At 34.2% G+C, this 24,560-nt stretch carries 23 protein-coding genes; 17 read left to right on the top strand and 6 right to left on the bottom strand.

Features of this window, described 5'->3' with window-relative positions; translation table 11 throughout:
- The first annotated feature begins 26 nt into the window (after positions 1-26).
- From DK865_RS18170 to DK865_RS18085, 16 genes are all read left to right on the top strand, one after another.
- Positions 27-2,123 (top strand): EscV/YscV/HrcV family type III secretion system export apparatus protein, encoded by a 2,097-nt coding sequence (locus DK865_RS18170; RefSeq protein ID WP_109392519.1) that lies wholly within the window; start codon positions 27-29, stop codon positions 2,121-2,123.
- 9 nt (positions 2,124-2,132) lie between these two features.
- Entirely contained in the window at positions 2,133-2,546 is a 414-nt protein-coding gene (locus DK865_RS18165) for an InvB/SpaK family type III secretion system chaperone (RefSeq protein WP_023583020.1), read from the top strand.
- Between the two features lie 2 nt (positions 2,547-2,548).
- Complete coding sequence (gene sctN / locus DK865_RS18160) at positions 2,549-3,850, top strand: type III secretion system ATPase SctN (protein WP_023583019.1); 1,302 nt, start codon at positions 2,549-2,551, stop codon at positions 3,848-3,850.
- A complete protein-coding gene (locus DK865_RS18155) occupies positions 3,834-4,295 on the top strand; it encodes a type III secretion protein (RefSeq protein ID WP_109392518.1) in 462 nt (153 codons plus the stop codon). The genes sctN and DK865_RS18155 overlap by 17 nt, the downstream gene beginning before the upstream one ends.
- On the top strand, positions 4,276-5,622 hold the full coding sequence (locus tag DK865_RS18150; protein WP_109392517.1) for a hypothetical protein: 1,347 nt from the start codon (positions 4,276-4,278) through the stop codon (positions 5,620-5,622). Before DK865_RS18155 ends, DK865_RS18150 begins: the two co-directional genes overlap by 20 nt.
- Positions 5,622-6,563, top strand: a complete 942-nt coding sequence (locus DK865_RS18145; RefSeq protein ID WP_109392516.1) for a FliM/FliN family flagellar motor switch protein — start codon at positions 5,622-5,624, stop codon at positions 6,561-6,563. Before DK865_RS18150 ends, DK865_RS18145 begins: the two co-directional genes overlap by 1 nt.
- Positions 6,564-6,567: 4 nt before the next feature.
- Positions 6,568-7,227: an EscR/YscR/HrcR family type III secretion system export apparatus protein gene (locus DK865_RS18140; protein WP_023583015.1), complete on the top strand. Its 660-nt coding sequence runs from the start codon at positions 6,568-6,570 to the stop codon at positions 7,225-7,227.
- Entirely contained in the window at positions 7,227-7,481 is a 255-nt protein-coding gene (sctS, locus tag DK865_RS18135) for a type III secretion system export apparatus subunit SctS (RefSeq protein WP_023583014.1), read from the top strand. Before DK865_RS18140 ends, sctS begins: the two co-directional genes overlap by 1 nt.
- Positions 7,482-7,486: 5 nt before the next feature.
- Positions 7,487-8,260 carry a type III secretion system export apparatus subunit SctT gene (gene sctT / locus DK865_RS18130; protein WP_109392515.1) on the top strand — a complete coding sequence of 258 codons (774 nt, stop codon included), beginning with the start codon at positions 7,487-7,489 and terminating at the stop codon, positions 8,258-8,260.
- Positions 8,253-9,314 (top strand): EscU/YscU/HrcU family type III secretion system export apparatus switch protein, encoded by a 1,062-nt coding sequence (locus DK865_RS18125; RefSeq protein ID WP_109392514.1) that lies wholly within the window; start codon positions 8,253-8,255, stop codon positions 9,312-9,314. The genes sctT and DK865_RS18125 overlap by 8 nt, the downstream gene beginning before the upstream one ends.
- 139 nt (positions 9,315-9,453) lie before the next feature.
- Positions 9,454-9,960 (top strand): type III secretion system translocator chaperone SicA, encoded by a 507-nt coding sequence (gene sicA / locus DK865_RS18120; RefSeq protein WP_109392513.1) that lies wholly within the window; start codon positions 9,454-9,456, stop codon positions 9,958-9,960.
- A gap of 1 nt (position 9,961) precedes the next feature.
- Positions 9,962-12,244, top strand: coding sequence for a type III secretion system translocon subunit SctE (gene sctE / locus DK865_RS18115; protein ID WP_162556642.1), 2,283 nt, complete (start codon positions 9,962-9,964; stop codon positions 12,242-12,244).
- A 19-nt stretch (positions 12,245-12,263) separates the two neighbouring features.
- Positions 12,264-13,124, top strand: a complete 861-nt coding sequence (locus DK865_RS18110; RefSeq protein ID WP_109392511.1) for a hypothetical protein — start codon at positions 12,264-12,266, stop codon at positions 13,122-13,124.
- 10 nt (positions 13,125-13,134) lie between these two features.
- Complete coding sequence (locus tag DK865_RS18105) at positions 13,135-14,352, top strand: IpaD/SipD/SspD family type III secretion system needle tip protein (RefSeq protein ID WP_109392510.1); 1,218 nt, start codon at positions 13,135-13,137, stop codon at positions 14,350-14,352.
- Between the two features lie 606 nt (positions 14,353-14,958).
- Positions 14,959-15,306 carry an IpaD/SipD/SspD family type III secretion system needle tip protein gene (locus DK865_RS18095; protein WP_109392508.1) on the top strand — a complete coding sequence of 116 codons (348 nt, stop codon included), beginning with the start codon at positions 14,959-14,961 and terminating at the stop codon, positions 15,304-15,306.
- Between the two features lie 463 nt (positions 15,307-15,769).
- On the top strand, positions 15,770-16,273 hold the full coding sequence (locus DK865_RS18085) for an IpaD/SipD/SspD family type III secretion system needle tip protein (protein WP_109392506.1): 504 nt from the start codon (positions 15,770-15,772) through the stop codon (positions 16,271-16,273).
- 141 nt (positions 16,274-16,414) lie between these two features.
- Here DK865_RS18085 and DK865_RS18080 read toward each other — a convergent pair whose 3' ends face one another.
- The 6 genes from DK865_RS18080 to DK865_RS18055 all read right to left on the bottom strand — a co-directional run bounded on the left by DK865_RS18080 (position 16,415) and on the right by DK865_RS18055 (position 23,121).
- Entirely contained in the window at positions 16,415-18,367 is a 1,953-nt protein-coding gene (locus DK865_RS18080; protein ID WP_109392558.1) for a TonB-dependent receptor plug domain-containing protein, read from the bottom strand.
- 280 nt (positions 18,368-18,647) lie between these two features.
- Complete coding sequence (gene modD / locus DK865_RS18075) at positions 18,648-19,496, bottom strand: ModD protein (protein ID WP_109392505.1); 849 nt, start codon at positions 19,494-19,496, stop codon at positions 18,648-18,650.
- Positions 19,493-20,317, bottom strand: a complete 825-nt coding sequence (locus DK865_RS18070) for a class I SAM-dependent methyltransferase (protein ID WP_036914110.1) — start codon at positions 20,315-20,317, stop codon at positions 19,493-19,495. The genes modD and DK865_RS18070 overlap by 4 nt, the downstream gene beginning before the upstream one ends.
- A complete protein-coding gene (locus tag DK865_RS18065) occupies positions 20,304-21,098 on the bottom strand; it encodes an ABC transporter ATP-binding protein (RefSeq protein ID WP_109392504.1) in 795 nt (264 codons plus the stop codon). Before DK865_RS18065 ends, DK865_RS18070 begins: the two co-directional genes overlap by 14 nt.
- On the bottom strand, positions 21,095-22,093 hold the full coding sequence (locus DK865_RS18060; RefSeq protein WP_023583004.1) for a FecCD family ABC transporter permease: 999 nt from the start codon (positions 22,091-22,093) through the stop codon (positions 21,095-21,097). The genes DK865_RS18065 and DK865_RS18060 overlap by 4 nt, the downstream gene beginning before the upstream one ends.
- Positions 22,090-23,121, bottom strand: coding sequence for an iron ABC transporter substrate-binding protein (locus tag DK865_RS18055; RefSeq protein ID WP_109392503.1), 1,032 nt, complete (start codon positions 23,119-23,121; stop codon positions 22,090-22,092). Before DK865_RS18055 ends, DK865_RS18060 begins: the two co-directional genes overlap by 4 nt.
- A 231-nt stretch (positions 23,122-23,352) precedes the next feature.
- Between DK865_RS18055 and gntR the strand changes: the two genes are divergently transcribed.
- Positions 23,353-24,348 (top strand): gluconate operon transcriptional repressor GntR, encoded by a 996-nt coding sequence (gntR, locus tag DK865_RS18050; RefSeq protein WP_023583002.1) that lies wholly within the window; start codon positions 23,353-23,355, stop codon positions 24,346-24,348.
- The last annotated feature ends 212 nt before the right edge of the window (positions 24,349-24,560 follow it).

Here is a 24,560-nt window from a genome sequence, read left to right as displayed (position 1 = left end):
TAAACATATTTAAATGGATATAAATTATGGTTTATAAATTTCTTTCTGCCATTAGACATCGTCCTGAGCTTATTGTATTAGCCGTTATGGTTTTAGTGATCATGATGCTAATTATTCCGCTCCCGACTTATATCGTCGATTTTCTTATCGGGTTAAATATTACTATTTCGCTCTTAATTTTTATGAGCTCTTTTTATATTACCCGAATCTTAAATTTCATGACATTCCCAGCATTATTGCTGATAACCACACTTTTCCGCTTGGCGCTTTCTATTAGTACTAGTCGCTTAATTTTACTGGATGCTGATGCGGGTGAAATTATTACTTCATTTGGTGAGTTTGTTATTGGTGAAAATCTTGTTGTGGGATTTGTGGTTTTCTCAATTGTCACTATCGTGCAGTTTTTGGTTATTACTAAAGGCTCTGAACGTGTTGCAGAAGTGGCTGCACGTTTTTCATTGGATGGTATGCCGGGTAAACAAATGAGCATTGATGCTGATTTAAAATCCGGCATTATTACTAATGATGAGGTAAAAATAAGGCGTAAAGAGTTAGGGCAAGAGAGTCAACTTTATGGTTCATTTGATGGGGCAATGAAGTTTATTAAAGGTGATGCAATTGCCGGTATTGTGATTATTTTTGTCAATCTTATTGGTGGTATTTCTGTTGGTATGGCTCAAATGGATTTATCGATTTCACAGGCCTTACATACCTACACATTATTGACCATTGGTGATGGTTTAGTTGCACAAATCCCAGCATTACTTATCTCTATTAGTGCTGGTTTCATTGTTACTCGTGTGGGGGGTGAAAATAAAAACCTAGGTTTTAGCATAATGAATGAGCTATTAGCTCAAGATTTTGCTTTATTGGTGACAGCGATACTGGCATTTGTTATCGGTTTTTTACCAGGCTTCCCAACACCAGTATTCCTTATTCTTTCTGCGATTATTGGTCTTTATTTCTTTAAAAAAAATAGGGGAAATAAGAAGAAAGCTACAGCATCAGTGACAACAGAAGAAGGTGGAAAAAATGAAGAGGGAGAAAGTAAAAAAGGACTTATTTCTAATCTCTTTTCAGGAAAGAAAGATGAAGAAGAAAATAGCTTACTGACAGAAACGATCTCTTTAGAGCAAGCAGAAACCTTACCCTTAATTATCACTGTTGCCACGACAAAAAAAGATTACTTAACCAAAATCGTTTTTGATAAATGGCTTAAAAAAGAGTTTATTTTACAATATGGTGTTTTACTGCCTGATATTGTGATCCACTACTCTGATGTGATTGAAGAAGATAGAATAATTATTCTAATCAATGAAGTTAAAGCGGATGAATTTGATTGCCCATTTCCTCTTATCAATATAGAAGAACCTAATGATGAATTTTTCTCGTTAGGATTAAACTATATTGAAAAAGAAGATAATAAAATAAAAAAATATTGGGTAAAAGAAACAGAAAAAGAGAGGCTCACTAAGTTAAGTTATCAATTTATTAAATCAGAAAATTATTTTTATAATAAATTCTCATATTTGATGACCTCTAATATTATCGAATTTTTAGGCATTCAAGAAACTAAAAACATTCTGGATAAAGTCGAAGAGCGATCTCCAGAGCTAATGAAAGAGTGTTATAGACAAGTCTCTATTCAGCGTATTAATGAAGTTTTACAAAGACTAATACAAGAAAAAATACCCATCAGAAATATAAAGACAATTATTGGTGGCTTAGTACAATGGGGTGGAAAGGAAAAAGATCCTATATTATTAACTGAGCATATACGTTCATTGTTGGCGCGGTATATAAGTAGTTTTTTTTCTAAAAATGGAAAGATTAATGTTGTTATATTATCTAACGAAGTCGAAGAGATAATCCGTAGTGGAATAAGGCAAAGTTCTTCTGGTACATTTCTCAATTTAGAACCTGCTGAACTTGATCTTATTATGGAAAAAATGACAGTTGCTTTTGATGAGATTAAATATATTCAAAACTATGTTGTTTTAACGGCAATAGATATAAGACGATTTGTTAGGAAATTATTAGAGACGCAATTTTCACAGCTTTCAGTTTTATCTTATGACGAATTATCTTCAGATGTTGAAATAAATGTTTTGCAATCTATTTAGGGGAAGAATATGTCTTGTGATCTTGCAGGTTTGATTATTGATTCTATGAATGTCATTGGTCGTAATGATCTTTTTTCTGGTGGTAAATCTATCGATAACCATTCAACTATTACCATTAGTCTTGGTGAAATGCCCGATATTAACTTATTAACTGTCGATGATGTGCCAATGATTTGGTCTGTATTACGTGAATACGATGAAAATCAGTTACAACAAAACAGCAGTGGTATTTTATTAGACCAAATTAATGTACAGACAGAGAGCTTTTATCCTGGACAGCCTGCTTTAGTCAAAGTGGAGTCTGATTTAGAGCTGAGAGCTTCTTTTATGCCTGTTGCATTGCAAAACGGTGAAACAATGGCAAAAGCGATTGATGAATTTTTTCAAGTCATGAATCAAATTCATCAGCAATTTATTAATTAACGATGAGCAAGTTGTTTTCAGCATTTCGTTACGCAGCGCATCCCTCTCGAATACAAGGAAATATTCTTGAGGTAATGCTGCGTGATGTTTTCATTGGTGAGATTTGCCAAATAAAAACAGGCATAGAAAATAAAAAAGTCGTTGGTGAAGCCATTGTGATTGGGTTTCGTAATGGCATCACAATACTCAGTATGATGGGAAGCTCTCAAGGATATTCTTTACAGATAATCGTAGAGCCAACAGGAAAATCTTTTTCTGTTGCATTAAATAACAATGTATTAGGTAGCATGATTGATATTAAGGGGCACTGCTTATTAAGGTTTGACAACAGTGAGCCACCTGAAGAAACGTATAATGAGTTATTTCCTGTTGACGCGAGCCCTCCATCATTTAATGACAGGTTACCGATTAATACACTTTTTCAATCAGGAGTACGCGCTGTTGATGGGTTATTAAGTTGTGGATTAGGACAACGAATGGGAATATTTGCGAGCGCAGGAACTGGTAAAACCATGTTAATGAATATGTTTATCCGTTTCTCACAAGCTGATATTTTTGTTATTGGTCTGATCGGTGAAAGGGGACGTGAAGTCACCGAATTTGTTGAAGAGTTGAAAAATGATAGTCGCTGTAAAAAAACAGTTTTGATCTGTTCTACTTCTGATCAGCCTGCGGTTGATCGTTGTAACGCTGCGCTAGTGGCAACAACGGTTGCAGAATATTTTCGTGAACAGGGAAAGCATGTTGTCTTATTTATTGATTCTATAACACGTTACTGTCGGGCATTACGTGATGTTGCGCTGACGGCGGGTGAATTACCCGTACGTAAAGGTTATCCCGCTTCTGTATTTGATAAGTTACCTGCAATCTTAGAGCGACCCGGTGTCACTAAAATAGGCTCAATTACTGCTTTTTATACCGTGTTATTAGAGAGCGATGATGAACCTGATGCAATAGGTGAAGAAGTACGATCTATTTTGGATGGGCATATTTATCTTTCGCGTAAAATTGCAGCATCTGGTCATTATCCGGCTATTGATATTTTAGGCAGTGTAAGTCGTGTTTTTCAACAAATTACCAGTGAAAAACAGCAACAAGCGGCATTAAAAGTAAGACAAATTTTAATGCGCTTACAAGATATAAAATTACTGCAAGAACTTGGTGAATATCATGCCGGCGATAATGCACTTAATGATGAAGCAGTTAATAAACAAGCTTTAATTGAACGTTTTTTAGTTCAATCATTTAAAGAAAAAGCTGAATTTCAAGAAACTCAGGAAAAGCTATATGCGCTTACCTCTTGAACAACAATCTCTGATTAATACCGTTATCAAACGTCAACAAAAAATAGAAAAAAAACAGCGCCAATATCAACAATTATTAATTGAAGCTGAAAATAAAAAAATAGAACAACAACAATTAGCAAATGCATTAAAAAATGAGATACCGGCTTATGAAAAAACCGGTATCTATTCTTTTGTTTCATTAAGTCAACAGCGTCGAAAACAAGCTATCGTTTTATCATCATTAAATATATGTTATGCCCAACTCAAAGAAATTGAAAATAAATTAATTCAGTTACAGGAAGATAAGATGGCTTTGCAAAAAGAGTATCTTATCGCTGTTAAGAAACAAAAGAAAATGCAACGTTATTTTGATAGAAAACTGTTAGAGAAAATACTATATCTAGAACGTTTAGAGCAAAATGAAATACAGGAGATGGCGTTGTATGAACAAAGTAATATCTGATAGCGTTAGATTAACTCAGATTATTTATAATGATGAAATTCATTTTAAAAATAATGAATCTCAGCTAAATACGCTAATGCCTAAAAGTCTCCAAAAATTCAAATACAAGTTACAATTATTATCTCTAATGAGTAAAAAAGAGAATAGTGCTGTTCAAAAAGACGTTAGCAAAGACGTTAGCAAAGATGTTAGCAAAGACGTTAGCAATAAAAAAGAAATTTCAGAAGTCATAGATAAAAAAGAACAATTATCCACAAAGAAAAACACCAAAAATGAGTCGATAAAAAAAGAAAAAGATGAATTGAAAACGGATAGTGATGAATTTAAAAATTTAGAGGGATTATTGCTTAATCAACAAATATTACAGCCAGCTATCCCGTTGCATTTAAAAAAGCAGTTAATCTCGCAAGGTATTGATATAGAAGCTAATGGTTTAATTTGTACCATGGGAGATATTAATGAAAAAAGTAGGTCTGTAGAGATTAAAAAGGGATTGTCTACGCTTGATAGCCATATCAAAAATAAGAAAATCAATATAAATCAACAAACCGAATGGGTCGTTGATAACCAATCAGATAAAAAAGAAAATATAAATAAAACACTAAAAAACAGTACATTGCCATTACCAAAAAATAATGAATTTGAATATAAAATGGAATCAAATAATAAAAATGAATCTATTGATGATAATAAAAAAATTCATATTTCTGATTTAATTTCAAAAAAATATTTAAATTCAGTAGATAAAATTAATGATAAATTAATAGATAGAGAACGACATCGTGATTCGATAAAAGAAGAGAGCAAGTCCACTACTATAGTGGAGAATAAACAATTACCACTAAATAATAAATTAAGACAGCATAATTCTCATATCTCATTGGATAGCGATGTTAAAAAAGAAATAAAAAACAGAGTACCAGAACAATTACCTGATCCAGTGTTGATAAATACGAATATGCCGTTAGCTGATGCAGTGAAATCGCCGTTAACGCCTCAACCAGAAACCTCATTTTCTAGCAAACAGTTACTTGATTTGCCGACGTGGAATATTTTGCATAAAACAGATGCTCTATTCTCTAAACCCAATAATATCACTTATGTTTTTAAACGTTGGGGAAATGATAATCATCAAATACAAATTCGCTTTGCGCTAGAGAATCAAATTCAATTAATTGCGTCAACAGGGCGAGTTTATCAAGCATCATTTGAAAATTTAAATCAATATCAAGGTCGTTCAACACTATCGTTAGAAAATAGTGAAAAAAATAGCTATAGACATATTAATTCTATTGATGCCGATAAGCATAAAGAGGAAGAATATTGATGAAGACGCCATTAGAAAATGAAGATTATGATGGCAGTGCGATGAAATATTTATCTGCATCATTTGAATCATTACCTACTGACATATCAAGCTATTATTTTCATATTAAAGGTGAAAATGCATTAGGCACTTTAAGTGGGTTAATTCCAGTTAATACTGTTATGGCTAAGATTTACCCTGAAAAAAATATCGATTGGACACAGGTTCCTGCATCTTATTTATGTGCTTTTTTATTAGAAAAATACTCAAAAATAACGCTTCCTTTTGTGCAAGAGCCTATGTCTCTTAAGGTAAATAATATCTGTTTGGGAAAACCTGCTGATATTCGTTATCCCGTCGTTAATAGCGATATTGGTGAGTTATTTATTGATGAAATTAACGGTAATTTTCAATGGATGACTATATCAAAAAATAAAATTGGCGCTATCGCTGATTTTTATTGGGGATATAGCCAAATTTCTCTTTCATTACTTAAAAGTGCATTACAAGGCGATATTTTATTAATTAAAACAGTCTCTCCGATGTTAGTTATTGGTCAAAAAAAATGGATGAAATATGCCTGGGAAGGAGGAAATAGCGTGGAATTAAATGAAAGGTTTGATCCTGAAGAAACTGATCTTGATGGTTTAACTCAATTAGAGCAAGAAGATCTTGACGATCATCGTGATGATATTTCGCCAACTCTAGAGCGTGATGACACGGTTAATTTACAATCTATTAGCGCTATCCCTGTAACTGTCTCTTTTCTATTAGCAAGTAAGACTCTATTGATAGAACAGATAGAAGCACTTGCTCCAGGCGATAAAATAGAATTACCAGAGAATGCTTATCAACATATTATTGTAAAAGTAAATGGTATATCCGTTGCATCAGGTGAATTAGTTAAAGTTGGCGATAACTTTGCTGTTGAAATACAACGTTCGTTTTCAGTTCAAGAGTAACATTATGGATAGCCCAACCACCCTAATACTCACCCTTGCTCTTGCAACTTTAGCGCCTTTTATTATTGCTGCGGGGACATGCTATTTAAAGTTTTCAATCGTATTAGTGATGACGCGCAATGCGCTTGGTGTTCAACAAGTTCCTTCAAACATGGTACTGAACGCGGTTGCATTGATGATGGCTCTATTTGTCATGACGCCAATTGCCAAAAATAGTTATCAGTATTTAGTTGATGAACCTATTAGCATCACATCACCAGAATCATTAGAACGCTTCTCTGATGAAGCATTAGGTGAATATAAACGCTATTTATATCGTTATTCCGAGCCAGAATTACTTGAGTTTTTTGAAAAAGCACAAGGAAATAGACCCGAAAGCCAAGGTGATAGTGAAAATATTGAAAGTTCTTTGCTCTCATTATTACCCGCTTATGCATTAAGTGAAATCAAATCTGCTTTTATTATCGGGTTTTATCTCTATCTCCCTTTTATTGTTATTGATTTAGTGGTGTCTTGTATTTTACTGGCATTAGGGATGATGATGATGAGCCCTATAACCCTATCAGTCCCATTAAAACTTATTTTATTTATTGCCATGGATGGTTGGACTTTATTATCAAAAGGATTGATTAATCAATATCTTGATCTTATGGCGGTAAGCTAATGGATATGGTCTATGCAGCGAATAAAGCCGTTTATCTGGTTATTCTACTTTCAGCAGGTCCGATAGCGGTAGCAACCTTTGTTGGTTTAATTATTGGCTTATTACAAACGATTACGCAAGTTCAAGAGCAAACATTACCTTTTGGTATAAAGCTAGTGAGTGTCTTTGTCTGTTTGCTGATCACTATGGGCTGGATGGGCGATAAAATATTAGTTTATGCAAAAGAGATGCTTGTCATAGGATTATCTGGATAAATAACATGTTGATACTATTTGGGTATTTACAAGTTTATTTGGTCGATTTGCTACTTCTCGTTGCTCGCTTATTTCCTGTTTTTATGTTTATCCCCTTTCTTAATAGTCGTGTATTAAATAGTCAGTTATTGAAATACATTATCGTGTTTTATATTGCAATGGGAATAAAAGCCAGCATTCCTATTACAGAGGATATTAGAGATAGTTGGGGGATCATTTTAATTAGTGAGTTAGTGATTGGCATACTCATTGGGTTATTAATTGCAACGCCTTTTTGGATTGCATCAGCATTTGGTGAATTTATTGATAACCAACGGGGTGCCAGTATTGGTGATACCATCAATCCAACGACAGGTATTGAATCTTCAGAATTCGCTTCTCTAACAGGGTTATTTTGTGTTGCCTATTTTCTAAATACAGGGGGTCTAGTGATTTTAATGGACACCTTAAAAGACAGTTATGATGTTTTTCCTATCGGTTATTTTAATCAAAATATTGGTTACTCTTTTATTGGTAAATGGTTAACCGATATGGTGAGAGTAGCGATCGTGCTGGTTTCACCAGTACTTATTATCATGTTTTTAAGTGAAGTTGCATTAGGCGTCTATTCTCTATTTTGCCCACAACTGAATGCCTTTTCTTTATCACTGTGTATTAAAGGGATCATTGCATTCTCCGCGTTGCTCCTCTTTTTTGCCTCAGCGTTAACAAATGAGTTATCTGAATTTTTTAATAACAGATATTTCTATGAGTTATTTATGAGAATTTATCATGGCTGAAAAAACAGAAAAACCAACCCAGAAAAAACTGGATGATTCAGCTAAAAAAGGTCAAAGTTTTAAAAATAAAGAGCTAACATCAGGATTAGTTTATATTATTGGAATGATGTTTATCTTTCATCAAACTGATTTCACCGAGTTTATTCATTTTTATCAATCTCTATTGCTTCATCCCACCAATATTACATTAAAAAGTTATATTGAAGTTATATCAAAAATCTTTTTTGATATTATTTTACCAATATTAGTTTTAACTGCATTAGTTGGTACTATTCCATCATTATTTGAATCACGTTTTAAACTCGCTACAGAAGCAATTAAATTAGATTTAACTCGTATTAATCCTATTTCTGGATTTAAAAAAATATTTAGTTTAAGAACGATAAAGGACTTTATGAAAACACTACTTTTTATTGTGGTGTTTGTTATTACTTGCTATTTATTTATGATTATATATGGGCGAGAAATATTTTTGTTATATCGTTCTGGATTAAATCAAGTTATTGATAAATGGGGTTCGCTAGTTGTCAGTTTTATATTTGTTTTTTTTATATTGTCTTTGCCTGTTCTTATTTTAAATATTATTACGGATTTCTTTCTTTTCTTAAAAGATATGATGATGGAAAAGCATGAAGTTAAACAAGAAAATAAGAATATGGAAGGTGATCCAGAAATAAAATCAACACGTAAACAATTACATCAAGAATTGCTTGATGAACCGATGAAGAAAGTGATTAGAGATTCTTCTGCGGTCATTGTTAATCCAACGCATGTAGCAGTCGGGATCTATTTTGATCCTGATAATGGCATAATGCCATTGATTTCATTGAAATGCGTTAATGCAAAAGCATTAGCGGTTAAAGCCTATGCAAAAAAAGTGGGTACGCCGGTTGTGCGATATCCGGTATTAGCACGAAAAATTTATCATAAATATCATCTTTTTGAAGTCATGATGGATCAAGATTTATTGGATATTATGGATATCTTAATTTGGTTGAAGAAAATAGAAATAGATGGAAGATTAAGAGAAGAGATGGATTATATAAATGAATAAATGCTTTTATATTTTATAAATATAAAAAAAGATAATTTATTTTTATAAATAGTCGCGTGTGTTTTATTAAAGTAATTGAATGAAAAACACTCTATGATTTTATTATTAATTATTCATCTAAGATGAAAGGATTAACATTATGTCAATATATGAAAAAATGTCAGAAAAAGAAATTGATCAATTAGCAAGCTATATCGTTTCTATTGTTCAAAATGGGACTTCACTCAAGGACGAAAGCTCAATTCCAGAAGGATTTATGGAAGGAATTTACTCATTTGCTTATGATTTCTATCAGAAGGGAAAACTGGATGAAGCCGAAGCTATTTTCAAGTTTTTATGTCTTTATGATTTCTACAATGTTGATTATATCATGGGGTTAGCCGCAGTTAATCAGTTGAAAAAACAGTACCAGGCGGCAGTTGATCTCTATGCTTTAGCTTATTTAAATGCAGATAAAGATTATCGTCCCGTATTTTATGCAGGGCAATGCAATTTATCTTTAGGTGAAAAAGAGAAAGCAAAATATTGCTTTCATCAGGTAGCTGAAAATATTAATGACGAAGCAATAAAAGAAAAAGCAATGGTTTATTTAGAGTCACTAAAAGATATTCCACTTGTCGTCATCGATGAAAATAAGGACGAATAATATGAATGGTAAAATTAATAACGATATTACCTATGAGCGAAAAATTTCCACTGTCTCACCTTCTAAGGAGGTAGAGAAAGTCAATAAAGAGAGTGTGAAACAAGCTCAGATAATTAATACTATTACCAATGAAAAGGTAATTAATGAGGTTATTTTAAAAGATAAAAATATTACTGAATATCCTGTTTTAAGAGCACCAATAGAACAAGAAAAAAGTAATAAAAAAATTGATACCAAATCAGATTTAAATTTTAATATCAAAACTGCAGAGCAGCAAGAAGCTAAGGCACAGCTATATCCGCAGAAAACACAAACAGAAGAAGTATTAAATAGCCCTACAGAGTCAAATAAAAAAGAAGAGGTTTTAGTTAATCAAAAGCATCTATATGATGAGCAAAAGCAGCGCAGTGCAACCCCAAATGTCCGCTCAAATCAACCTACTGTAACCGAAAAACCTTTATTAGATTCTGCTTCAAATCGGTCGAAAAGTTCTTCATCAAAAGGAACAAACGAATTTCTTTATCTACAATTATCATATCAAAACTTAATAAATCAGAGTATTTTAGATAAACTTAAAAATGTCGATAATTTGGATTACTATCTAGAAAAACTAGATAAGTTATCTCAAGGTGTTGATGGACTAAAAAATGATTATCAATCTATTTTAGATGATATGAATAAATATAAAGATGCTTATACTGATTATTGGATGGAAATCTATAATCAAATTAAAGATCATAAGTTTAAAACCAAAGAAGAAGTTATTGCATTTTTAAAAAATAAAAATATTCCTAATTCTGTTATTAATAAATTACTCTCTACAAAGATTAATAGTAGAGAGGAGATGGAAGCTTTTCTTAAAGATAACTTCCCCTTTATGGACTTACCTGATAGCACTAAAGATTATACTTTAGCTGATATTGATAGTTTATATAATAAATTGGCTCATTTTTTAGATGAGGCATTTAAATATATGCCAAATGTTTCTATGAGTAATGATAAGCTTAATTCAATTACATCTTATAGAAATGAATTAAATTCATTAATTAATAAAAAAAATGATGATTCAATCAAAAATAGATTAGATTCAGCAAAAGATGTTTATCAAAAACTAACGGAAACACAAAGTAAAATAGAACTCGAAGTTGCATCGCATTCACTTTCGGGAATGGCTTTATTAACTTTTTTATTAGCTAAATTACGAGAGCTGACATTAAAAGTCACCTTACAACGTGCTGAAGGCGAGCAAAAATTATTTGATGAAATGCAGGAAGTTACCAGTAAATCATTAAAACAAAAAATTGAAGATCAAAAAGCACAAATTAAAAAACAAGAAGAGATTCAGTATTGGGCAGGGATTGGTTTAAAGATACTTGGTGGGTTATTAACACTTATTGCGGGTATCGCTTCAATTTTTACCGCGGGTGCTTCGCTGGCTCTGGTTGGTGTTGCTGTGGTGATGATGGCAGCTAGCGTCACTTTGACGGTTGCCGATGAAATTTATCAAGCAATAAATAAGAAATCCTTTATGGAAGAGGCAATGGCGCCTGTGACAGAAGCGATTAGCGACGTGGTTGATAAACTTGTAGATGCTATTGTGGATATGATGAACGCGACCTTGGATGCATTAGTTACTTTAGGTTTAGATAAAAAAACCATTCAAGAAGTAAAAGATGCTATGCAAGAAAAATTAAAAATGGCAGTGAAAATTTTTGTGACGGTCGCTCTTTTGGTTGGAGGCGTTGCATTAAGTTTTGTTGCAGGTTCGGCTGCTAATATGGTAACGAATGTTGCTAAAAAAATATTTACTGAACAAGTTAAAGTGATGCTGAAAAAGATAATGAATGATTATCTTGAAGCGATGTTAAGTAAAGCAGTTAAAGAATTTATCATGGAGGCACTAGAAAATATTGTTAAAATTATCAATAAACTTTTATCTAAAAATTTGCCTAGCAAGCTTTCGCCAGAGCTTTTTAAGTCTTTTTCTGACAAAGGATTTCGAACATTAAATAGAACGCTAGTCGCTTCAAAACTTACAACTGCATCAGCGTCGAGTATCGTTAATATATATAGCGCTACGATTACTGAGAAAATTATGAGGTCAGTTGCAGATTCCAAAAAGCTAGAAGCTATATTAGACATGATCCAAAAAATGATCGATAAAATTATGGATAGTTATAATGACCAAGTTGATACATTAACTGAAATGTTACGAAATATGAGTGATAGCTTAGCGGTAAGTAATACAATGCGGTCAAAAATAGTAAAAAATATTACTATCTAATTATTAAGAGGAAAATATTATGGATTATAATATAAAGAATAATTCAATTTCTAGTAATATAATAAAAGAAGCATTTATAAAGACGCTTGATGAGCCAAGTGATGTTAAACGTAATAATAATGAAATTAATGATAATGAAAGTGGTATTAAAAACTTAAGTAATTTAAAAAAAATAAATGACATAATTGAAAAAAACATAAAACAGATAAACTCCTCTATTCCTAATTTGAAATTACCAGAGGATAAAAATATAAATGTTAAAAATTTAATGAGAGAATTAAATAAAGATTCTCTTTTGAAAAATGATGGAGTAATTAATTCAAGTGGATTTAACTTTATTTCTAAAGAAATGATGGGTATGATTAATTTGATAATTAATTATTTAAAAAGCATGATTAAAAAATATGAATCATCTAGAGAGCTTGGTAATACGCTTATGAAAATGCAAATCGATATTGCCAATAAGATAAAGGATGCCCTAAACCAAAAAGCTGATTTTATATTAGGGGCGGCTATCTCAAGTGCTACTTTGTCTATGACAATTAATGGTATCGGGGCTTTTACTTCAATAAAAGGGATAAATAAAGGGATATCTGTTGGTAATCCGAGAAATGAGACAACCATTAAAGGGGATTTTATTTCTGCAACAGCAGAGCCTATATCAAAAATAGTTGATAATTCTATTCAAAATAATGCATTACGTATAGAAGGTAATAATAAAGTATTAGAAGCAAGCTCTCAATCCATTGATAAAATAAATAATAATAATTCTGAAATTCAACGTGAAAACTTAGATTTTATCAAAACGTTTATAAAAGCATTGGAAACTATTATTCAAGCAAATCAAGATGTAAACGCACATCTTTCGAATAAAGTTTAAGAGGTATTGAGTGGTAAACCCAACTAGCTATAATAATATAAAACATCTAGGTTTTGAATTACATAATAATGCTCCGAGTGACTTTGCATCTAACAATAATAAACACAATAAGATAATAACAGATTTTAATACAGAAGGAGAAAGGGTTAAATTAAAGCTTAAAAATAATCTTGATAATTATACTTTATTGGATCCGGAAGAGATTAAACGTTTTTCTTCCCAAAAAGAAGAATCTATTATTAACAAAAATAGATATGTAAAAAACATTCATAGCTTTAAAAAGTTAGAGAAAGAGATATCAGATTTACAATATGTAGAATTAAAAATAAACCCTCTACAATCTCATTCATTACGTGATTTTTTTAGTGAAGTAAAAATCTCGATTATTTGTGGTAAACATGATTATTTAGATGTATATAAAAATATTTTTTCTAAATATATGGATTATGTTAATGATTTAAGAAGCACTATCTCTATCTTAAGTCAATATACAAAATCAGGCAGCAAATCTGAATATATGAATGTTCAGTTTTCTTCATTTAAAGAAAAGCTAATTGAGATTAAACGAAAATATGAAAATATAGATCATGGTAAGTGTTTTTTTTGTTCTGATTTACTTTTTCAGTATAAAGAAAATGGAAGTTATCTTCGTAAAATAAATGATTACAGCATATCTTATATTAATAAAAGTCAAGTGAATGATGCTATAATCACAATGGAAAAATCATTAAAGGGTATTAAAGGTATAAAAATAACTAAAAATGAAAAATCATCAGGGGAAAATCAAGATATTGATATTACATTTGTAGGTAGTATTGATTTTTCTGATATTAATAAATTTATTGAATCTATAGATGATTCAGTATCAACTGTAGATGGTATACTTTCTGATAGTGATCTTAAAGAAAAAAGGGAAAAATTATTAAAAGAAAATACAAGCTTATTTGGTATTGTAAGACCTGGGTTTGATATTGAAGCTGAAATGGATAAAGTGATTAAAGAAAATAATATAAAAAAAGAAGAAGCTAAAGGGCGTAATATATTACAGAATGAATTTAATTTATTTAAGAAGTCACTAGATACATTGGAGAAGAAAATTAATACTAATCTTGATGAGCTTTCTAAAAAATACAGTGCCGCAAACAGTAATTATGACAATTTTGTTAAAATAGTCAGCAGCACAATGAATACATTATTAGAAATGGCGAAAAGCTTTTTACGTTTTTAACTAACTAATTAATTAAATTAATAATATAATTATACTAAAATAATCTTGTAATCTTGTAATCTTGTAATCTTGTAATTTTGACTTTAGATAAAATAGTAACCAAAAATGCTGATACTTAACGTGTGGCTCTGCATATAACTTTTTAATTTATGCAGAGCGACTACTTTTATTTAAAAAATAAGAGGTTAGTTATGAGCAGTCAAGCAATTAGTAATACTAATAGTCTTGAGTATAATAAAAAAAGACTAACAGAAAATCATTTTTCTGAAAATAGTCATTATATTGATGAAGGTGATAGTTTAAAAGTCACTCCAGAAGATTTTAACCAAGAAGGAGATAAAGTAAAAGAGAGATTACAAAATAAAATTAATGATTTTATTCCAATGAGATCTGATGATTTAGTTAGTCATTACTCTTTAAAAGAAGAAGAGTTTATTAATAGAAATAAATATACAAGAAACAGTAATAAAGCAAGCATTCTAGCGAAAGAGATAGCAAATATTCAACATGCAGACGCTAAAGTTAATGGTAGAAGTAGCTCAAATACTGATTCATTACATGATTTTTTTAAAGAAGTCAGAGATTCTATAGTGACAGGTAAAAGCGATTATTTNAGCAAGCATTCTAGCGAAAGAGATAGCAAATATTCAACATGCAGACGCTAAAGTTAATGGTAGAAGTAGCTCAAATACTGATTCATTACATGATTTTTTTAAAGAAGTCAGAGATTCTATAGTGACAGGTAAAAGCGATTATTTAGATATTTTAAAAGATATTTTTTCTAAATATATGGATTTTGTAAATAAATTAAGAACTATATTATCTCAATTAAGTGAAATGACTAAGGCAGGAAAGAAAGATAATACCGTTAATGTGAATTTTTACAGATTATTTGATGATTTAAAAGATTTAAGAGAAAATAATGAATTTAAGATGCACTTTTTTAAAATNTAGATATTTTAAAAGATATTTTTTCTAAATATATGGATTTTGTAAATAAATTAAGAACTATATTATCTCAATTAAGTGAAATTACTAAGGCAGGAAAGAAAGATGATACCGTTAATGTGGATTTTTACACATTATTTGATAATTTAAGAGGTTTAAGAGAAAATTATACCGATAATCCTAGTTTTAGTAAGTTATTTTTTAAAAAGAGTATTGATTTTACTAGAGATGAAGACGGTCGTTATTTTAGAGTAATAGATGGAGAGAAAATATATTATGAAGATGTCAATCAGGTCAATAATGCAATAGACGCAATAAATGACTTGTTTAAAGGAATAAAAGGTTTCAATTTGAAACCTAATATTCATAATTATCCATCCTCNGTCGTTATTTTAGAGTAATAGATGGAGAGAAAATATATTATGAAGATGTCAATCAGGTCAATAATGCAATAGACGCAATAAAAGACTTGTTTAAAGGAATAAAAGGTTTCAATTTTAAATCTAATATTCATAAATATTCACCCTANTTTACTAGAGATGAAGACGGTCGTTATTTTAGAGTAATAGATGGAGAGAAAATATATTATGAAGATGTCAATCAGGTCAATAATGCAATAGACGCAATAAATGACTTGTTTAAAGGAATAAAAGGTTTCAATTTGAAACCTAATATTCATAATTATCCATCCTCTGTTTACGCTGAATTTACTATGGCTATAGATTTTCATGATCTAGATAAAATTATTGAAGATGTAAAAAGAAGAGCTGAGGGTGATCATGAGATATTACAAAATGAATTTAATTTATTTAAAAATTCATTAGATGCTTTAGAGAAAAAAATAAATACTAATCTTGATGAGTTGTCTAAAAAATACAGTGCGGCAAACAGCAATTACGATAATTTTGTTAAAATAGTCAGTAGCACAATGAATACCTTATTAGAAATGGCAAAAGGATTTTTGCGCTTTTAATTTTCTCTCTCATTTTAATGGATAAAATTTATTTGGAATATTAATTATGGACGATAAATCATGGATGGTAATATAAGCGCTGTTATTATAAAAATAACAGCGCTTTTCTTTTATTAAATCTTAATCATGTAATGGCAATAATTAGAATTTATATTCAACACCTAACCAGTAATTACGACCATCTTCCATATAACCTTGTGTATATTCGTAAGATTTATCGAATAGGTTATTGATTGATGCATTAGCAGAAATGCCATAACCAACATCATAATCTAAACGCAGATCTGTTTTTGCATAGCCTGCTAGCTTGTCATCTTCATCAATGCGGTTATAAGTCCAGCCTTGTGCTTCTTCCATAATGGTAAAGCGAACTTGTTCAACCGGAATAAAAGTCACCCACATATAGGCTTTATGCTTTGGTAAGCCCTCAATGTGTTCAATCTGTTTAGGATCACTGTAGATATAGCTATAGTTTACGCCAAGCTCTAACCAATCTGTCACGTTACCTTTAGTGCCTAAATCTAAACCAACATAGTCAATACGTCCGCTATTTTGATTTTGGAAGAAAGCCGTGCCATTACGATAAACGGTGTGTGCCATAATTGCATCGCTGACACGATTGTAGTAAATGCTCGTTTGGTAACCCCAGTTATCGGTGATGTGACCTTCATAGGTTAAATCGAAAGATAAAGCGCGTTCAGGATCTAAATCAGGGTTAATAATCCCTTTTGATCCATCTTTGGGCTTCTCTGTGGTGTAACGCTCTTTTTGTGTCGAGAAACGGCTACGATCAGAAACAGAGAAGCGCACGGCGTCATTATTCGCTAAAGTGTATTTCGCCATCATCTCCCAGTTAAACGCCGTTTGTTTGTTATCATCAGCGCCTTTGTCGGTATCAACACTATCACGCCAATCATAGCTAATCGCACCCACTAAATCTAAATCGTTGGTGGCTGCCCACTGATATTCAGAGGCTAAAGACCATGTTCTGTCTTTATAACGTAACCAATCACCCTTTTTCTCTTTTTGAGAGCGGTGAACGTCATCTTTCCAGTGTGCTGCAAAAGAGAGCAAATCATTTTCGCGAGTATCAATACCTAACTGTAATGCGGCTCCTGTGCTGTAGTCATCATAGTGGCTATAGTCAACGTAGTTGCCTTTTTTAGGATACATATAAAGCGTATTTTCAAATTTGTCGTGATAAGCACGGCTTTGCAGATTGATGCCATCGGTAATTTGAGTTACACCGTTATAGTAAAAACTCTCTTTGTTGTAATCAGGCCATGCCCAGTATTTATATTTGCCTTTTGCATTGCTACTGGTGTTGGGTGGGCTATTTTTTTCACCATCTTGTTTGATATAAGTAACGGTATATTCATCAGAAGCGCGTGGTGTCCAACCGACTTTGATCATGCCACGTTTATCGTCAGTCGCTGAATTATCACGACGTCCATGAGTACCTGCATTCTCATTATTTTCATCAGCGCCCGGAATGGGTGTAAAGCGTTGCTTTAATTGGCTACCACTCACTTGAATAAAACCTAATTCATTACGTATACCTAAACGTGCACTCATGTTATGTGCATAATCAGCGCCACGCGCAAAACCTTGAGAATAGGCAATACTGCCTTCTAATGGTTTTGTCGGTATTGCCGTGGTGATATTAATCGCCCCTCCCATTAAGTTAGGACCTTGTAGTAATGAGGTGTAGCCTTTATTAACTTCAATGCTTGCTAGATCGTTGGTGGTAAAACGGGCTAAGTCTAAGTTGCCATCATAAGGTACATAAGTAGGAATACCATCAAAGAATACCGGTACTTGGCGGCTATCAAATCCGCGTACTTTAATGGTGTATTCATTACGGTTACCTGATTTTTGCATCACCACACCGGGTAATGTGGCAATCGCTTGTGCTGCATTGACTCTATTTTGTTCTAGCATTTGTGCTTGGGTTAACACATCTGGATTTGCCGCTATTGGGCTACTCCAAACGGTTAATAAGTCAGGTGTGGATTGACCATAAGTAGTATCAGCAAGCGCAATACTTGGTAGTAGGGCGAGAGATAAACAGTAGCATAGAGGTTTTAATTTCATCATTCCAATCTCAAATTTTGCAATCAATATATAAATTTTTATATAACGAGTTGCGCAAAAATAAATGAATAAAATGAGCACTTACTAACCTGTAAGCGCTCGGTTTAGTTATAAAACAAATTGATTACGTTGAAAGTGACTCAAGTACGGCGAGACATTCCTCTATGCCGACACTACCGTCTCCTTGTAGCTTACTTCACTGTGTTTACAACGTGCATTTCCTTTGTTTATTATTGATTAATATGTAAATACTTACTTACATGTAAGGTGCTATTTTTATTTAATCTTTTGGGTAAAGACGAACTTTTATATCCGTCGGTGGAGCATAATAAGGCGCAGACGTTACCATTAAGGTAATGCCTGTCTGCGCATAATTTTCTATCGTATTGAGGTTGATTCCACCCGCTATAGAAAGATGGCAATGAGGTGCAATTTGAGGTGCTTCTTGTTGCAACTGCGTGATCTCTTCGATAGAGAATTTGTCGAGCTGTAAAATATCAGGCTGGGCTTTTAATGCTTCTCTTGCTTGTTCTATGTCATCAGCTTCAACAACCACACATTTTTCAGGTGCCGCTTGACGTAATTGTTTGATGTGTTGTGCCCAATTATCAGGTTCCGGTAAAAAATGACGATGATTCGCAAAGAGTAAAATCGTTTCTGAACAACCTTGGCGATGAATAATACCGCCTCCCGCTAATACTGCTTGAGTTGCAAGCAGTTTAGTATTTGGGATGTTTTTACGTGTACAGGCGATTTGCCCTTTAGGCTGATAGCGATGATAAATCGCGAGCATTTTCGCCATATAATCACTCACGCCACAACTCCACTCCAGTACGTTTTGTACCACTTTCCAGCCTTGGTGAAGTGCATCCGCTCTCCCTTCAGCAGTGATAAGCAAAGTGCCTTGATCTGCAAAATCACCATCTTGCAAGTGTGTGACAACAGTTAAGCCTAATTTTTCAAGTAAGCGACGTGCAAGTTCGATACCACTCACACAACCTGCTTCACGGCGGGTAAATGTCATAATGCCCTGTTGTGCTTGAAGCGCGAGGGCGCGACTTGTTAAATCGCCGTATTGAATATCTTCCATCAATAAATTATCAAGAAAGGCATCAGGATAGTAAATCATAGCGTTAGCTCACTTTCAGGGACCACATCCCAAGAGACCATCGCCCAATCACGGGTGGGTGAAATCAGGGAAACACCGTTTTTGATGCTGTCATGATAGTACGTTGTCAGGCGAGAGATCTCGTCTTCGCTTAGTGGTCCTACTGAGAAATTAATGCCTTCAATAAACTGTTCTAACGTATTGAAATTGCTTTGACAGTTACGGCTACGGATATAATCCACTTTCGGGTGAATACCCATTTGGTTAAGCATATTAACCGCATAAATATAGGTAGGTAGTGTAGGGACTTCACGACCTAATAGGCGAATAATACGTTGATCAACAAAAGTCGGTGAAACAGTGTGTGTGGTATAAACACGCAATTTAGCTTGGCGATTAAGTTTAATCAGTGCCGCTTTTAGATCCATCACCAGAGTCGAGCGAGAAGCAACCGCAATATCACAACGAGGAAGGTCATCCCAACTCTCTTCCCATGCGCAAGTGATAAATTGCGCATGGTGAATGCCAGCTTGTTCTGCTCTACGTTTAGCAACGGCTAACATACCTGTGCTGTAATCAATCCCGATAACTTTTTTGAATTTATCGGCAACATGAATGCTAATTGATCCAGGGCCACAACCCACATCGAGTAATGTTTCTGCCCCGGTAAAATCCATCATTTCACGAAACTTGATTAGGTAAGGATCGTTAGGATTAGCACAGGTTTCAGCCATTTTTTCAGCGCGTTTATCCCAATGTTCTGGCGCTTTCTTGGTTCTTTCAGCCTGTACCATGTGGTTTTTATAAAGTTCAGCAAAATCTGTGGTTTCAATTGTGTTCATATTCTTGCCTATATTCATTGTTATTATCCGAGTAGGCGTGAAAATGCGCCTGAATATCTGTTGGTTGTACACCGTAAAGGTGCGCTAAATTATTGGGTGTTAGCAAAATTTCAGGGCTGTTTTGCAAAACAGGAGTATGAGGTGTCAGTAAAATGACATCATCAGCCAAAGAGGCGGCGTGTTGAGGATGATGTGTAGACATAAAAACACTAATACCCAACGCTTTTAATGCCTTAACTTGGGTAAGCAGTTTGATTTGATTACCAAAGTCAAGGCTTGCTGCTGGCTCATCCATAATCAGCAATTTCGGTTGTTGCACAAGGGCTCGTGCAATTAAAACCATCTGTTTTTCACCCCCACTAAGGGTATCAAAGGTTCTATGAGCAAGATGAGAAAGCGAGAGCATTTCTAAGGTTTCCATTGCCATTGTTCTATCTTGTTTGTTGGGCATAGAAAAAAAAGATAAATGCGCACCGCGTCCCATAATCACCATATCTATCACGCTGAAAGCGAAGGGGATGTGGCTTGCTTGTGGTACATAGGCAATCACTTTTGCCAATTCCGTCGGAGACCAATCTGTTAGCGGTTTATTAGCGATGGTAATAGTGCCACTAATCGTGGGTAACAAGCCGAGTAAGGTTCTCATTAGGGTGGTTTTACCGCAGCCATTAGCACCCAATAAACAGATAATTTGCCCCTGTTTGATACTAAATGAGAGGTTTGTAATTAAGGCTTTATTTTTATAGCCAATGGCAAGCTGATTTGCCTTTGCAATAATCATCCACCTCTCCTTGTTCTGAGTAATAACATTAAGAAGAATGGCGCACCAATGGCCGATGTTAAGATGCCGAGTGGAAGTTCAATATTAGCAATGGTACGAGCTAATGTGTCCGTGATTAACAACATGATAGCTCCTACAAGTAAGGAAACAGGGAGTTGCTGACTGAAGTTGGCGCCCACTAACAATCTTGCAATATGAGGAACAATTAATCCGAGCCAGCCAATAATACCGGCGATAGAAACGGCACTTGCTGTGATTAGCGTGGCTGACAAAATAAAGACCAGTCGAGTGATTTCGACGTTTAAACCTAATGCTCTGGCTTCTTCATCAGAAAGGCTGAGTATATTCATACGCCAGCGCAGTAAAATCAGCGGAATAAAACCCACTAACATTAACGGTGCCACAGAATGTAAATCAGAGGCTGTAATGGTTGAAAGTCCGCCAAGAAGCCAAAAGGTCATTGAAGGTAACTGAGTATAAGGGTCGGCAAGAATTTTCATTAATGAGATCGCGGAGCCACATAATGCACTTATCGCGATACCAACCAATACAAGTGAAAGTACGGGATCGTGTTGTTTCGCCAGCCTTGCAATAAAGTAGACTAGAGCAACTGTTGCTAAACCGCCGGCAAAGGCAAAAAGTTGGATCGACAACATCGATTGCCCAAGAAAAATACCGAATACTGCACCGACACCTGCACCTGATGAGACCCCTAAAATATCCGGTGACACTAGGGGATTACGAAACATACCTTGATAAGCCGCCCCTGCAATGGCTAATCCACCACCAATTAAGATTGCCGCCAGAACACGAGGAAATCTTATTTGCCAAAAGACGGTTTCAGTCCGGTTGTACTCTACATTGCCTGTTAATTTATTACTGACCAGTGTCCACAGTTCACTAGTAGTAAGTGAATACTTACCACTAGTGATTGCAATTAACGCAACGATGGAGAATAGCGCAAATAAAAGCGTGATGCGTACGGATTGACTCATGAATACCCCAGCAATTGCTGACATTGTTCAGCACTTAATTGCGTATGGTAAAAATGAGCAAAGTAATTTTGCAGATCTTGAACGACGTGTGTTTCTATTCGTGCGTCAAAATGGCTCTGTAAGCGACGCATTCCCATTAAACGGTTGATACCTGGAGGACCATCTAACCATCCGAATGGTAAACCTTTAAACAGTAGCACTTTGTTGTTTTTAACGGCTTGAATACTTTTCCATATAGGATCTTGCCTAATTTGCTGATAGGCGTTTTCATCTTGTGTGATGATAATTTCAGGGTTCCACATTAACAGTTGTTCTGGTGAAACATCCGTTAATCCTGTGAAATCAGGAATATCTACCACATTCTCAAAACCTAGCGTTTCAATAGCTTCGGTATGAATAGAGCTCCTTGCACCCGTTTGTAACCCTTTCGCACCACGAGCAAGGTAAAAACGAGGGCTTGTTTTTTGGGTAGAAGCAAACAAGGCTGCATCACTAAGATACTGCTCTGCAATGAGCGCTAATGTTTCTGCTCTTTCTGCAACACCTAATAAAGCGCCCGTTTGGCGTAACTGAGCGGGACTATCTTTTAATGTGCCATCAATTAATACATAAGGTACCCCTGTTTGCTCAGAAACACGTTTAGCTAATGAACGATAGGTTTCATCCACATTACCACTATCAATAATGATATCGGGCTCTAACGTCAGTAACGCTTCTAAAGAGAGTGTACTTCCTCGACCTGATAAGCGTCCTAAACGAGGTAATTTACGCAGTTCATTTGAAAATAAAGGACTTTTTTCTAAATTAAGAGAGGAAAACCCCAATAATTTTTCAGGTGCTAATGCGAGTAATAATTGATCAGTAGGAGGCCCCGCACTAATTACACGATGGATTGTGGCTGATGCAGGAATATGACCAAACTGCGCTGCAATACGTGAGGTTATAGCGGCGCTTACTGAATGTGGCAGTGCCGATAATGCCGCAATAGTCGTGAGGTAGATTAGAAATTGTCGTCTGTGGATCGCCATAGGTTCACACTGTTTATTGTTTTATATTGATATCGTTATTTCATTTATTATACAGCGAAGAATACTATATTTCCTTTGGCTTAAGTCAAGGGATCATCAGTCAAAATCAAATCTAGGTACACATCTGAAAAACTTTATTCGAAATAGTGTATAACCTAGGGCTATAATCAGCCTTCTTGGAAAATTAAAGCGCGTATTAATACGAGTGTTTTTGGATAGTTGCGATATAAAATGAAGAAAAAACGCCCCTCATTACAGGATGTCGCTTCGCGAGTTGGTGTTACCAAAATGACGGTGAGTCGTTTTTTGCGTAACCCCGAACAAGTCTCCGAAGCTTTACGAGAAAAAATTGCGCGTGAATTAGAGAGTCTCAATTATATTCCTAATCGCGCTCCTGATATTTTATCTAATTCGACCAGTCATGCGATTGGGGTATTACTACCGTCTTTAACTAACCAAGTTTTTGCCGAAGTGATTCGTGGTATTGAATCAGTAACCGATAAATACGGTTATCAAACTATGTTAGCGCACTATGGCTATCGTGCTGAAAAAGAAGAAGAACGGCTACTTTCATTACTTTCTTATAATATCGATGGGCTTATTCTTGCTGAAAGAACACACACGCCAAAAACAATGAAAATGCTAGAAACGGCAGGTATTCCTGTGGTCGAAATTATGGATAGCGTTTCACCCTGTTTTGATTCGGCGGTAGGATTAGATAACATTGAAGCCTCGCAACAGATGGTCAGTGAAATGATCAAACGTGGCTGTAAACGCGTTATCTACCTAGGTGCTAGACAAGATGAACGAACCTTAATGCGTTTAAATGGCTATGAAAAAGCGATGCAAAATGCAGGGTTACCGGTGGGTAATGTGATGACACCAAAAAGTTCTTCTTACTCATTGGGAGCTGAATTATTACATGCGGCACGTAAGCAATATCCTGATTTAGATGGACTTTATTGTACCAATGACGATATTGCCATTGGGGCTGTTTTTGAGTGTCAACGTTTAGGGATTTCTGTGCCAGAAGATATTGCGATATCGGGTTTCCACGGGCACGACGTTGGACAAGTGATGACGCCTCGCCTTGCCAGTATCTTCACACCTCGTGATGAAATGGGGCAGCAAGCCGCTGATTTATTGCTTAAACGAATGAAAGGTAAAATTGCTCGAGGTCAAGTGATTGATGTTGGATTCCGCATTATTACTGGTGAAAGCATATAATTATTTAACTTATTGATAATATTAAAAATAAATGTTTTTAAGCCCTATTGTTATGTTTCTAACAGTAGGGCTTTTTTATTTGAAAGAGCTTTTCTTTTCTGTGTTATTACTCCTCTTCTTGCTGTGAATAAAAAGAAGTTGGTTAGATATTTTGTTGTTAGTTTGTAGATCATCTTACTTTCATTTGAGAGTCGCTTCACATTTTCACTTCT

Source organism: Proteus cibi (genome assembly GCF_003144405.1).
Lineage (GTDB): Bacteria > Pseudomonadota > Gammaproteobacteria > Enterobacterales > Enterobacteriaceae > Proteus > Proteus cibi.
Note: the sequence above shows the minus strand (reverse complement) of the source record. Positions and strands in the feature narration are given on the sequence as shown.